Source organism: Geodermatophilus sp. CPCC 205761, assembly GCF_051383655.1.
In the GTDB taxonomy this organism is placed as follows: domain Bacteria; phylum Actinomycetota; class Actinomycetes; order Mycobacteriales; family Geodermatophilaceae; genus Geodermatophilus.
The window spans coordinates 1-12476 of sequence record NZ_JALPKQ010000015.1 but is presented as its reverse complement, the minus strand read 5'-3'; the positions used below and the strand labels follow the sequence as shown (position 1 = coordinate 12476).

Annotated in this window: 12 protein-coding genes; 2 read left to right on the top strand and 10 right to left on the bottom strand. The window is 74.4% G+C overall.

From position 1 onward, the window contains the following. Nucleotides 1-29: 29 nt before the first annotated feature. The 6 genes from MY526_RS11285 to MY526_RS11260 are packed head-to-tail and all read right to left on the bottom strand — an operon-like array spanning nt 30 to nt 3711. Nucleotides 30-530 (bottom strand): hypothetical protein, encoded by a 501-nt coding sequence (locus MY526_RS11285; protein ID WP_436691940.1) that lies wholly within the window; start codon nt 528-530, stop codon nt 30-32. Further along, the gene (locus MY526_RS11280; RefSeq protein ID WP_436691939.1) at nt 527-889 is read right to left on the bottom strand and encodes a response regulator; all 363 of its coding nucleotides are present in this window, start codon (nt 887-889) and stop codon (nt 527-529) included. The genes MY526_RS11285 and MY526_RS11280 overlap by 4 nt, the downstream gene beginning before the upstream one ends. Then, the gene (locus tag MY526_RS11275) at nt 886-1398 is read right to left on the bottom strand and encodes a chemotaxis protein CheX (protein WP_436691938.1); all 513 of its coding nucleotides are present in this window, start codon (nt 1396-1398) and stop codon (nt 886-888) included. Before MY526_RS11275 ends, MY526_RS11280 begins: the two co-directional genes overlap by 4 nt. Next, nucleotides 1395-1766 (bottom strand): response regulator, encoded by a 372-nt coding sequence (locus MY526_RS11270; protein ID WP_436703901.1) that lies wholly within the window; start codon nt 1764-1766, stop codon nt 1395-1397. The genes MY526_RS11275 and MY526_RS11270 overlap by 4 nt, the downstream gene beginning before the upstream one ends. Before the next feature lie 14 nt (nt 1767-1780). After that, nucleotides 1781-2605 carry a CheR family methyltransferase gene (locus MY526_RS11265; protein WP_436703900.1) on the bottom strand — a complete coding sequence of 275 codons (825 nt, stop codon included), beginning with the start codon at nt 2603-2605 and terminating at the stop codon, nt 1781-1783. Beyond that, the gene (locus MY526_RS11260; protein ID WP_436703899.1) at nt 2602-3711 is read right to left on the bottom strand and encodes a protein-glutamate methylesterase/protein-glutamine glutaminase; all 1110 of its coding nucleotides are present in this window, start codon (nt 3709-3711) and stop codon (nt 2602-2604) included. Before MY526_RS11260 ends, MY526_RS11265 begins: the two co-directional genes overlap by 4 nt. Before the next feature lie 401 nt (nt 3712-4112). On the opposite strand from MY526_RS11260, the gene murJ reads away from it, so the two are divergent. Next, on the top strand, nt 4113-5636 hold the full coding sequence (gene murJ, locus MY526_RS11255; RefSeq protein WP_436703898.1) for a murein biosynthesis integral membrane protein MurJ: 1524 nt from the start codon (nt 4113-4115) through the stop codon (nt 5634-5636). Nucleotides 5637-6552: 916 nt separating this feature from the next. Next, entirely contained in the window at nt 6553-7740 is a 1188-nt protein-coding gene (locus tag MY526_RS11250) for a glucose-1-phosphate adenylyltransferase family protein (protein WP_436703897.1), read from the top strand. A gap of 68 nt (nt 7741-7808) precedes the next feature. On the opposite strand, the gene MY526_RS11245 is transcribed toward MY526_RS11250, so the two are convergent. From MY526_RS11245 to MY526_RS11230, 4 genes are all read right to left on the bottom strand, one after another. Further along, nucleotides 7809-8687: a hypothetical protein gene (locus MY526_RS11245; protein WP_436691932.1), complete on the bottom strand. Its 879-nt coding sequence runs from the start codon at nt 8685-8687 to the stop codon at nt 7809-7811. Nucleotides 8688-8964: 277 nt separating this feature from the next. Continuing rightward, entirely contained in the window at nt 8965-9411 is a 447-nt protein-coding gene (locus tag MY526_RS11240) for a chemotaxis protein CheW (RefSeq protein WP_436691931.1), read from the bottom strand. Nucleotide 9412: 1 nt separating this feature from the next. After that, the gene (locus MY526_RS11235; RefSeq protein ID WP_436703896.1) at nt 9413-11830 is read right to left on the bottom strand and encodes a chemotaxis protein CheA; all 2418 of its coding nucleotides are present in this window, start codon (nt 11828-11830) and stop codon (nt 9413-9415) included. A 147-nt stretch (nt 11831-11977) separates the two neighbouring features. Then, the coding region (locus MY526_RS11230; protein ID WP_436703895.1) for a methyl-accepting chemotaxis protein at nt 11978-12476 on the bottom strand (499 nt) is incomplete at its 5' end.

Genomic DNA, 12476 nt, shown 5'->3' with positions numbered 1-12476 from the left:
TCCGGCGCCGTCCCGGGGCGTCCGGTAGGTCAGGCCCCCGAGGGGACCACCAGGGAGAGCCCGCCCTTGCCGTAGCCCGGGACCTCCACCGCCAGGTCGAGGCGGTTGAAGCCGGCGAGCATGCCGGCGATGTCGTCGGGCAGCTCGTCGCCCGGGGCGTACAGCTTGTAGAGCTTCGAGTGCGGCGCACCCGGGACGTTGAACAGCGCCGACAGCACGTTGACGACCTCGTGCAGGGCCTCGGTGAGCATGGACGTCAGCTCGCCGTCCTCCTCGACGGCGTCCTGGACGCCGCCGGGAGGCAGGAGCGCCAGGGCACCGCCGGTGTAGGCCGACAAGCCCAGGTCCATGACGCACAGGGCGTTCACGGTCATGCCAGGGTCGACGTAGACGGCGACCGAGACGGGGCTCTTCGCGGTGGGGGTGACCGGCGCGCCCGGCGCGACGGCGACCGGCTTGCCCACCAGGCCGGTGAGCATGTCCTTGACCGGCTTGGCGTCCGGCAGGACGACGGCGAGGGGCGTGCTCACACGATCACCCCGTCCAGGGCGTCCTTGAAGGTGTCCTCGTTGAACGGCTTGGCGATGAGGAACAGCGCGCCGGCGTCGGCGGCCTTCTCCCGCATCTCCGGCGAGCCCTCGGAGGTGACGAACCCGAAGGGGACGCCGGAGCCGGACGAGCGCAGCGCCTCCAGGCACTCCAGCCCGCTCATGTTGGGCATGTTCCAGTCGGACAGGACCAGGTCCGGGTTCTCGGCCCGCACCTTGTCGAAGGCGTCACGGCCGTCCTCGGCCTCGACGATGTCGTGGTCGTCGTAACCGGCCTGCCGCAGGGTGCGGATGACGATCTGCCGCATGACGCGGCTGTCGTCGGCGACCAGGATCTTCACAGGGGCACTCCGTTCTCGTGGGTGAGGTCCGATCCCGGGAGCTCCAGGGCGGCGGGGGTGCCCCCCTGGACGGAGATGGACAGCGGCCGGCCGCGCCACTGGGCGTCGACACGGCAGGTGTCGGCCGGCGCGGACGCGCGCGGCGCGACCCCGACCTCGGGCAGGCCGAGGACGGACGGTCCGGGGAGGACGGCCTTGACGTTGCCGCCCACCACGTTGGCCAGCTCGCCGAGGGCGTCGGTGACGTCCTCGGCCTCCAGCTCGGCCGGGGCGTGCTCGCGCAGGAGCGCGCGGGTCAGCTCCTCGGCGGTGTCCCGGTCACAGGTCAGGACCACGGTGCCGGTCCAGGGGCCGGCGATCTCGACCCAGGAGCTCAGGGCGTCGGGGCCGGTCTCGCCCGGCAGCGGCAGGAGGACCTCGTCCTCGCCGACGAGAGCGGCCCAGGCCTGGTCGGCGATCTCCTGGATCGTGGCCTCGTCGAGCAGTGCGGTGATGACCGGCGCGCTCACAGCACGACCTCCTGGGGGAGCAGGCCGAGCAGCGCGAGCTTGTCGCGGATGGCGTCGGCGGTGAACGGCTTCAGGACGTACTCGTGCGCGCCGGCGGCCAGGGCGCGCACGATCTGGGACTGCTCGCCCTCGGAGGTGACCATCATCAGCGTCACCGCCCGCCAGGCGGGGTTGGAGCGGACGGCGGAGACGAACTGCAGCCCGTCCATCACCGGCATGTTCCAGTCGATGGTGCACAGGTCGGGCACCCAGCCCTCGTGCAGGACGTCGAGCGCCTCCTGGCCGTGGCCGGCCTGGCGGGTCTCGTAGCCGAAGGCCTCGAGGGTCCCGCTCACGATGCGCCGCATGGCGCGTGAGTCGTCGATCACCAGAGCACGCACGGTCAGGCCCCCTTCAGCGGGCGGTAGGCGGAGCTGCGGCCGATGACGACCCGCTCCCAGGAGTCGTCGACGCCGAGGGTCGTTTCTGCGGCGCCGAGGAAGAGCCAGCCGTCGGGGCGCATGAGCGCGCGCACCCGGCGGAGGATCGCCTGCTTGGTGGGCAGGTCGAAGTAGATGAGGACGTTGCGCAGGTAGACCACGTCGAACGGGCCCATCCGCGGCAGCGGGGCAGCGAGGTTGCACTCGCTGGCGGTGACGATCCGGCGCAGCGGAGGCGCCACCTCCCACTCCGTGCCGGCCCGGGAGAAGTGCCGGACCAGCATCGGCGCGGGCAGCCCGCGGTTGACCTCCAGCTGGCTGAACCGGCCGGCGCGGGTCCGCTCGACCATCTCGCGGGAGATGTCGGTCGCGGTGATGGAGACCCGGGACGCGGCGTTGGGCAGCGCGTCCTCGAGCAGCATCGCGATCGTGTACGGCTCCTGCCCGCTGGAGCAGGCCGCCGACCAGATCTGCAGCCGGTCGGCCGGCCTGCGGTCGGCCAGCAGCGAGGGCAGCACCGTCGAGGTGAGCGCGGTGAACGGGTCGCCGTCCCGGAACCACGAGGTCTCGTTGGTGGTGAGCGCCTCGACGATCTTGCGGGTGGACTCGGGGCTCGGCCGGGTGCGGACGGAGTCGACGAACTGGCCGACGTCCGGCAGGCCCATCTGGCGGGCGATCGGCAGCAGCCGCGCCTCGACCAGGTACTCCTTGCCCGGGGCGAGCACGATCGCGCTCTCCCGGTGCACGAGCTGACGGACCCAGTCGAAGCCGGTCGCGGTGAGGGTCATCGCCGTCCTCCGACGGTTGCCGGGACCCCGGTGGCGGCCCGGGGGGCGGACAGCCGCCGGTGGATCGCCTCGGCGACCCGGTCCAGCGGCAGGATCTCGTCGGCCAGACCGGCCGCCGCGACCGCACCGGGCATCCCCCACACGACGGAGGTGGCCTGGTCCTGGACGACGACGGCGCCGCCGGCCTCGCGGATGCGCCCGGCACCGGCCCGGCCGTCGGAGCCCATCCCGGTGAGGACGACGCCCAGCACCGCCCCGTCGAACGCGTCGACCGCCGAGCGGAACAGCGGGTCGACCGCGGGCCGGCAGAAGTTCTCCGGCGGGCTCTGGCTGAGCGCGGTGGTCAGGCCGCGGCCGGTGCTGCGGATGGTCAGGTGGTGGTCGCCGGGGGCCAGGTGCACGGTGCCCGGCGCCAGCTGGGTGCCGTCGACGGCCTCGACGACGCGCAGGGCGCACAGCCGGTCCAGCCGCTGGGCGAACTGGCGGGTGAACACGGGGGGCATGTGCTGGACGACCAGCACCGGCACCGGCAGGGTCGCCGGCAGCACGGGGAGCAGCTTGGCCAGTGCCTCCGGGCCGCCGGTGGAGGAGCCGATGACGAGTGCCGCGGGCGGCTTGACCGGGCCCTGGCGGGGTGCCGGGGGACGGATGCGGGCCGGGGCGGGCGCCGCGGCGCGCGCCGGGCCGGGGGTGACCGGGCGGCCGGTCAGCGCCTTGATCTTGGGGATGAGCTGCTCGCGCACGCTCTCCATCGACTGCGCGACGCTGCCGACGTTGGCCGGCTTGGTGACGTAGTCGTTCGCGCCCGAGGAGAGTGCGTCGAGGGTCGCCGCCGCGCCGCGCTCGGTGAGCGTGCTGAACATGATGATCGGCACGCGGCTGCGCGCGGCGCGGATGGCCCGGACCGCCTCGATGCCGTTCATCTCCGGCATCTCGATGTCCATCGTGATCAGGTCGGGCTTCAGCTGCTCGAGCTTGCCGACCGCGATGCGGCCGTTGACCGCGGTGCCGACCACCTGGATCGCGGGGTCTCCGGACAGGACGTCGGTCACGATCTTCCGGACGACGACCGAGTCGTCGACCACCATCACCCGGATCGGGTCCATCCGTCCTCCGTCTCCCTGGGGGCAGGCCCGGCAGGGCTCTCGCGTGCGTGGATCGACGGCACCGCCCGGAGGCCGCGGGGCGCGGGGGCGCGCCGCTCCGGTGGGGCGCGTCCGACGGCGGTGCCCGTCCTCCGAGTTGTCGGCCCACCGCGACCGGTCCTTGAGCCGATCCCGCTGATTTCCCGGACCTTTTTCGCCGGGCCGGGAATGCGATCACCGACCATTCCGGAGCATTTGTCGACAGGTGGCCGGAGCAGCCCCGGGTGACCTCCGGCGGCGGGTCCCGGAACGGTGGGCCGGGGCTCGTCGAGCGTCGTCTAGCCCTGTCTCGGACGGACCGCAGAGAGCCGCAGACGGACCTGACGTGTCAGGCGCCGCCTCCGCCCGGCAGGATGCGCCCGGTGAGCCGAGGGGGGCTGGCCCGGTCGACCGCACTCGTGGCCGGGCTGACGCTGGGCAGTCAGCTCCTGGGCTTCCTGCGGGACGTGGTCCTGGCCGCGGTGTTCGGGGTGGGCTCGGAGATCGACGCCTACCTGGTCGCCCAGGGACTGATGAACCTCGTCCTGGCGCTGATGGCCGGCGCCGTGGCGAAGTCCGTCGTCCCCACCGTGGCCCGGTCGGTCGCGGACGGGGAGCCCGAACGCGGCCGGCACAGCGTGCGCGTCGCCCTCACCGTCACCGTGCTGGTGATGCTGGCCGCGTCCGTCGTCATGGCGGTGCTGGCCCGCCCCCTCGTCGCGGCGCTGGCCCCCGGCTTCGACGGGGAGACCGCCGACCTGGCCGTCCGCCTCACCCGGCTGGTGGTGGCGGCCACCGCGCTGATCGCGGCCACCAACGTGCTGGCCGGCGCGGCCCAGGGGCACCGGCGCTTCGGCTGGGCCGCGGCCCAGGGGATCCCGTTCAACATCGCGCTGATCGTCGCCGCGCTGGGGTTCGGCAGCGTGTACGGGGTGACGGCGCTGGCGGTCGGGTTCGTCGTCGGGAGCGGGCTGCGGCTGCTGCTCGTGCTGCCGCCGCTCCTGGCGGTGGGCCAGTCGCTGCGCCCGTCGCTCGACCTCCGCGACCGCGGCTTCCGCGAGATGGTGGCGCTGGTCCCGCCCCTCCTGGTGGGCAGCGCGGTCTCCCAGGTCAACACCCTCGTCGACCGGGCGGTCGGATCGGCGACCGGCGAGGGGGCGATCACCGCGCTGAACTACGGCTGGCGGCTGGTCGGGCTGGCCGACACCCTGGTCGTGGCCACGGTGGCGACCACGCTCTACCCCGCCCTCGCCGCGGCCGCGCGCCCGGGCCGGACGCGCGACCTCGACGACCTGGTGCGGCGCGGCTGCGGCGTCCTGCTCCTGCTGGTGGCGCCGTGCGTGGTGATCCTCTCCGTGGCCGCCGAGCCGGTGGTGTCGCTCCTGTTCGAGCGCGGCGCCTTCGACGCCGAGGCCGTGCGGCTCACCGCCCTGGCGGTCACCGGGTACGCCGCCTCGCTGGTGGGCCTGGCCCTGCGCGAGCCGGCGACCCGGGCCTTCCTGTCCCTGGGCGACTCACGCACCCCCGTGGCGCTGGGGCTGCTCGGCATGGCCGTCAACGTGGTCGGCGACCTCACCCTGGGGGTCCGGTTCGGCGTCCTGGGGCTCGCCGTGTCGACGTCGCTGTCCCTGCTGCTCGTGGCGGCGCTGTCGCTGTGGCGGCTGCGCTCCGCCGGCGAGGGGCTGTCACTGACCGGCCTGGGCCGCTGCTCTGCCCAGGTCGCCCTCGCGGCGGCCTGCGGCGCGGTACCGGCGGCGCTCCTGGCGCGGTACGGGGACGGGCTCGGAGGCACGGCGGCTGCGACGGCGAGCTGCCTGACGGTCTACCTGGTCGTGCTGTGGGCGTTGCGCTGTCGGGAGCTGGGCGAGCTGGGGCGCGCCGTTCGCGGGCTGGTCGCCCGCGGGTGACCGCCGCACGATGACGAACGGCCGGCCCTCCGAGCCCTGCCCCATCGGGTTGTCCCCCAACGCGGCCATGAGATCGGAGGCGGGCAGTGCGGTCCCGGAGACCGCCCGCACCGAGCCGCCCCGGTCGTTGACGTCGACGATCGCGACCCCGACGCCCAGCCGCCGCTCCAGCCGCTCGGCCAGCTCCCGGGCCGCCATGGGCTCCAGGGGCGGCAGCAGCAGGTCGAAGTAGGGCGGCCGCATCCCGTCCAGGTCCCGGGCGAACGACCCCGCCATCCGGTAGAAGGAGCCGTGCAGGCCCAGCGGCCGCAGCACCGAGCAGCAGGCGGCGGCGAGGACGACCCGCACCCGACCCTGCCGTTCCAGGACCAGCTGCATCTTCTCCGGGATCGACAGGCCACAGCTGCTGCCGACGGTCCGGACGTGCCGGGACAGGAACCGGGCCAGCCGCCCCGGGACGACCCGCTCCCGGGGGATGGCCCCACCCGTCAGCAGGACGGCGACCTTCTCGCTCACGCCGACCGTGTCGCCCGGACGCCGCAGCGCGGCCGTGGACCGATCGAGCTCCGTGGCCAGGTCGTCATCGGGCACCAGCCACCGCGTCGACACGGGGTGGCTGGTCCACCAGCGGGTCGTCGTCGGGCAGGTCGACCAGGTGCTGGGGTGGGGCATGGGGGCCTCCGCGTCCTCGTCTCCGTGATCCGGGCCGCCGAGGGTGGCGGTCGAGCGCGGAGCACCTGGCGAGACACGCGTGAGCCACGTCACATCCGTTGCCGGCGTCGGGTACGGGTGCGGCGCGGCGTGGCGCCCGGCCCGCGGCCGGTCACCGCCCGTACGCCCGGCTCCGGCCCTGTGCCGGGAACTCCGGGACGACCACCGGGGATGACGCGCCGGGCCGCCGGGTAGCCCGCGCCGCATGGCCCTCCCCCGCGTCCTCGTCCTCGTCCTCGCCGGTGGCGCGGGCGGCCGCCTGGAACTGCTGACCGAGCGGCGGGCGAAGCCGGCCGTGCCGTTCGCCGGCGTGTACCGCCTGATCGACTTCCCGCTGAGCAACTGCCAGCACGCGCAGCTGTCCGACGTCTGGGTGTCGGTGCAGTTCCACCCCACCTCGCTGTCGCAGCACCTGGCCAACGGCCGGCCGTGGGACCTCGACCGCACCACCGGCGGCCTGCTCGTGCTGCCCCCGTACCAGGGCACCGAGCGCGCCGGCTGGGTCTCGGGCACGGCGAACTCGCTGTGGCGGTACTCGCCGCTGATCCGGGACTTCGACGCCGAGGCGCTGGTCGTCGTCAGCTCCGACGCCGTCTACGAGCTGGACTACCGCGAGGTCGTCGACGGCCACCTGGACTCCGGCGCCGAGGTCACGATGGTCACCACCGAGGTGGCGGCGGACGACGCCGCGCGCTACGGCATCGTCGAGGTCGGCGAGGGCGACCGGATCCGGGACTACGCCTACAAGCCCGACGAGCCACGGACGACGACGGCGACCAACGAGGTGTTCGTCTTCAGCCCCGACCCCACCCTCGACCGGCTGGAGGCCCTGGCCGCCGAGCACGGTGAGGACGGCCTGGAGGACCTCGGCTCGCACCTGCTGCCGGCCCAGACCAGCGACGGGCTGGCCCGCGCCCACCCGCTGACCGGCTACTGGCGCGACGTCGGCACGGTGGACGCGTACTGGGCGGCCCACCAGGACTTCCGCTCCCCCGAGCCCCCGCTCGACCTCGACCACCCCCGCTGGCCGGTGCACACCCGCGGTGGCCGGCACAGCGCCGCCCGGGTGCTGCGAGGCGCGGAGGTGGAGGACAGCCTGGTCTCCGGCGGCACCCGCGTGGCCGGCCGGGTGATCGGGTCGGTGCTGTCGCCCGGCGTCGTCGTGGAGGAGGGCGCCGTCGTCGTCGACTCGGTGCTGCTGCCGGGGGTGCGGGTGCGGGCCGGCGCCACGGTCACCCGCACGGTGCTCGACGACCGGGTGGACGTCGGGGAGGGCGCGTCGGTGGGCGGCGAGGGAGAGGTCACCCTCGTCGGGCGCGAGGCCACCGTGGCGGCGGGCAGCGAGCTCCGCGCCGGCGCCCGCTTCCCCGACCCCGACGACGACGAGGCATAGGAAGCTCTACCCACGTCCTGCGACTCAGGACGCGGGTAGAGCTTCCTATGCCTGGGGAGAGCGCCGGGTCAGGCTCGCGGGGCCAGCAGGACGTCGAGCGCGTCGGCGCCCAGCAGGTCGGCCATGACGATCCCCTGCACGCAGCCGGCCACGGCGTTCCACGCGCCGGCCGCCGCCCCGGCCGCGTCGAAGCCGCCGTCGAGGAACGCCTGGACGGCGAGCAGCTGGGCGATGGCCAGGGTGCGGGTGCGGCCGGAGACGTGCGCGGCCCAGGACCCCTCGTGCATCGCGGTCGCCCACGGCCGGCGCCGGGCGCGGCCCTCGTCGACGGCGGCCAGCCAGCGGGCCCGCCCGGCGGCGTCCAGCCCGCGCAGGCCGTCCAGGAGGCCGGTCAGCTCGCCGGTCGCCGGGCCGAGGTCGAGGTCCGGGGCGCCGACCATGCCCGCGGCGACCGCGACCGCGAACGGGCCGGTCAGCTGGCGGCGCACCAGCGGCGGGAGGACGGCGGCCGCCCACGAGCCGACCGCGGCGTCGGCGAGGACGTCGGCCGCGGCGTCGCGGGTGTCCTCGTCCACCAGCGCGGCGGCGGGGTGCTCCGGGCCCAGCACGTCGTCGCGGACCACCCGTTCGAGGGCGGCGGCGTCGCCGATGGTGCTGCGCTCGAGCGAGGCGATGAGGACGGCCGCCCGGTCGGTGCCGGGCAGGTCGGCGGCGCTGCGCACGTGCGGCACGGCGACGGCGAGCTCGCGGGCGCGGCGGGACCGGACGGCGAGCGTGGCCCGCGCCTCCCGGTCGCGGCCGGCGGCCGGGTGCACGGAGGCCAGCTGCTCGAGCGTGGTGGCGTCGGACGCGAGGCCGGCCAGCAGTGCGTCGGCGACGGCGCGGCCGGCCGGCAGGCGGACCAGGTCGAAGCCGAGGGTGGCGGCACTGACCAGCGAGTAGGGCACGGCGGCGCCTCCCAGTTCACTTCCCCCGAGGTGAGGTCAGCCCATGCTGACGGTGATCACCAGGCTGCGCCACGTGGTCGTCACCCGTTCGCCGGACCCCGGTCAGGGGGGTCCTGCGTGTCCTCGGCAGAAGCGTCAGCGCCCGGTTGCGGACAGTGACCGGAAAGGGGCCGGCCCCCGGGCCGGCGGCCTCCGAGGAGGACCGCCGGACCGGGGGCCGGGGGGAAGGGCGTCGGCCGCCGGGGAAGTCCGGCCGCGCCACGATCAGGGGTGCCGCTCAGGCACCGACCGCCTTCTGGACGTCCAGCGCCAGCAGCAGCTGGCCGTCGAGCTTGAACGCCCCGCGGATCAGCTCGCGGGCGGAGCCGTCGAGGGTGTCCGGCGGCGCCTCGAAGTCGGCCGGGTCGACGTCCACGACGTCGGCGATCGCGTCGACGAGCAGGCTCACCGCCTCGCCGTGCAGCCGGACGACGATCACGACGGCGTCGGTGTCCTCGGGCCGCGGCGGGCGGCCCAGCCGCTCGCGCAGCTCGATCGCCGTCACGACCTGCCCGCGCAGGTTGATCAGGCCGGCGACGGCGCTGGGCGCCAGCGGCACCCGGGTGAGCCCCTGGCTCCGCAGCACCTCCTGCACGTGCGCCACCTCGACGCCGTAGAGGTCGCCGTCCAGCCAGAAGGTGGCCAGCTGGCCGCCCACGGCGGGGGCCGCGGTGTCCGTGGTCATCTCAGACCTCCAGGAGGGACGAGGGGACGCCGGCCGGCGTCACGGGAGCGGAGTAGAAGGCCGGGTCGGCGGCGAGGATCGCGGCCCGGACGTCGAGCAGCTCGGTCACCTTGTCGCCCAGCACGGCCGAGCCGAGCAGGCCCAGGTCGTCGATGTCGCTGCGGACGGCCGCCTCGCCGTCGACGATGTCGAGGATCTCCTCGACCACGATGGCGACGCTGCGCCCGTGGTCGCTGTAGACGATGACCTCGAGGACCTCGCGGTCGGTCTCGCCGTAGGCACCCAGGTGCCGGTCGAGCCGGACGATCGGCAGGATCGCGCCGCGGTACTGGACGACCTCGCGGTTGCCGACCCGCTCGACCGCCTCGGCCCGCACCTGCTCGAGGCGGGTGACGGTGTCCAGCGGGATGGCGACCCGGCGGCCGCCCCCGATGGCGGCCAGCAGCATCCGCTGCCGCTCCGACTCGGTGACCGCGGACTGCAGGGCGGCCGCGCGTGACTCCTGCCGGTCGCTGGTCTCGGTGCGCAGGGCGCGCCGGGCCAGCGCCTGGACGTCGAGAATCAGCGCGACCGTGCCGTCGCCGAGCACCGTGGCGCCCGAGTACAGCCCGATCGCCTTGAGCTGGCCGCCGACGGCCTTGACGACGATCTCCTCGGTGTTGATCACCCGGTCGACCACGAGCCCGAAGCGGCGGCCCTCGGAGCGGAGCACGGCGATGACGACGTGGCCGTCGTGCCGGTCGGAGGTCAGCCCCAGGACGTCGGTGAGCCGGACCAGCGGCAGCAGCTCGCCGCGGAGCCGGTAGACCGGCGCGCCACCGACCTCCTCGACCGCGTTGGCGGCCTTCTCGGCGTCGAGCGACACGAGCTCCTGCAGGCTGATCTGCGGGATGGCGTAGCGGTCACCGGCGCACTCGACGGTCAGCGCCGGGACGATCGCCAGGGTCAGCGGGATGCGCAGCCGGCAGACGGTGCCCTTCCCGGGCATCGACTCGACCTCGATGGTGCCGCCGATGGACTCGATGTTGGTCTTGACGACGTCCATGCCGACGCCGCGGCCGGAGACGTTGGTGACCGCCGCGGCCGTGGAGAAGCCCGGCAGGAAGATCATCTGGAGGACGTCCTGCGGGCCCATCCGGGTGAGCGCGTCCGGGGTGACCAGGCCGCGCTCGACGGCCTTGGCGCCGATCCGGGCCGGGTCGATGCCCGAGCCGTCGTCGGCGACCTCGACCACGACCTGGCCGCTCTCGTGCTTCGCGCGGAGGAACAGCACACCCTCGGCGGGCTTGCCGGCCGCGGCGCGGGCCTCGGGGGACTCGATGCCGTGGTCGACGGAGTTGCGGACCAGGTGGGTCAGCGGGTCCTTGACCGCCTCGAGCAGCGTCTTGTCCAGCTCCGTGTCGCGGCCCTCCATCTCCAGGCGGACCGACTTGCCGCACTGCAGACCCAGGTCGCGGACGACGCGGGGCAGCTTGGACCAGATGTGGTCGATCGGCTGCATGCGCGTCTTCATGACGCCCTCCTGCAGCTCGCTGGCGATGAGGTTCAGCCGCTGCGAGGCGCGCAGCAGATCGGTGTCGTTGGTGCGGCCCACGTACTGGACGATCTGGTTGCGGGTCAGCACCAGCTCGCCGACCAGCAGCATCAGCTCGTCGAGCAGGTCGACGTCCACGCGGATGGTGCTGTCGGCGACGGCGCGGCGGGTCTGGCCGCCGCCGTTGTCGGCAGCGGGCGCGACGTCGGCCTCGTGCACGTCGGCGGCCTCGGCCACCGGCTCGGGCCGGGGAGCGGGGACCACGGGGGTGTCGGTCACGGCGGCGGGCACCTCGGCGACGGGGTCGGGAGCGGTTCCCGCGGGGGCGGTCAGCGTGGCGGCGGGCTGCTTGGCGGCCGTCTCCTTGCCGGCGGTCTTGGCGGTGCTCGCCTTGGCCGCGGTCTTGGCGGTGCCCGCCTTGGCGGGGGCCGGCTTGGCGATCGCCTGCACCTCGACCTCGGGAGCGGGCTCGGGGGCGGGAGCGGCCTCGACGGCCGGCTCGTCGTCCATCGCCGCGCTGATGGCGGCGACGACGGCGGAGACGTCGACGGAGCCCTCGCCGCCGGTGGCCTCGATGGAGGCCAGCAGCGAGCGGACGGTGTCGACCATCTGCAGCAGCACGCTGGTCCGGCGGGGGGTCAGCGCGAGGGCGCCGTCCCGGAGCCGGGAGAGCATGTTCTCCCCGACGTGGGTGACCTCCTCCAGGCGGTGGAAGGCGAGGAAGCCGCTGGTGCCCTTGATCGTGTGGATCGTGCGGAAGATGCTCGAGAGCCGCTCCCGGGAGTCGGGCTCCTGCTCCAGGGCGACCAGGTCGGTGTCCAGCTGGTCGAGGTTCTCGTGGCTCTCGACCAGGAACTCCTCGACGATGTCGTCCAGACCGTCCACGTTGCTCTTCTCTCTCGTCTCCGGCGCTGCACGCGCTTCGGAGGGGTCATCGGACACGGGAGGCCGAACCTCAAGCCCAAACGGCCGGGCGGCTGTGCCCCGGCCGGCCCGGGCCGGGAGGGGCCGACGTGGCCCCTCCCGGGCGGATCAGTAGGTGAAGCGGGCCACGCTGGTGCGCAGGTCGGCGGCCATCCGGGACAGCTCGTCGACCGCGGTACGGGTCTGGGTCAGCGCCTGGGTGGTGGCACCCGCGGCCTCGGACACCCCGGTGATGTTCTCCGCGATCTGCCCCGACCCGCTCGCCGCCTCCTGCACCGACCGGGACATCTCGTTGGTGGTGGCGGTCTGCTCCTCCACCGCCGAGGCGATGGTGGTCTGCCGGTCGGAGATCTGCGCCACGATCGAGGAGATCTCCCCGATCGCGGTCACCGCCGCCGTGGTGTCGCCCTGGATCGCCTGCACCCGCCGCGCGATGTCCTCGGTCGCCTTCGCCGTCTCCTGCGCCAGCTCCTTCACCTCGTTGGCGACCACCGCGAAGCCCTTGCCCGCCTCGCCGGCCCGGGCCGCCTCGATGGTGGCGTTCAGCGCCAGCAGGTTGGTCTGCTCGGCGATCGAGGTGATCACCTTCACCACGTTGCCGATCTCG

Excerpts from the sequence above, each read along its gene's own strand:
- MY526_RS11265 (WP_436703900.1), bottom strand. The coding sequence starts at position 2,605 with ATGACCCTCACCGCGACCGGCTTCGACTGGGTCCGTCAGCTCGTGCAC.
- MY526_RS11260 (WP_436703899.1), bottom strand. The coding sequence starts at position 3,711 with ATGGACCCGATCCGGGTGATGGTGGTCGACGACTCGGTCGTCGTCCGG.
- MY526_RS11250 (WP_436703897.1), top strand. The coding sequence starts at position 6,553 with ATGGCCCTCCCCCGCGTCCTCGTCCTCGTCCTCGCCGGTGGCGCGGGC.
- MY526_RS11240 (WP_436691931.1), bottom strand. The coding sequence starts at position 9,411 with ATGACCACGGACACCGCGGCCCCCGCCGTGGGCGGCCAGCTGGCCACC.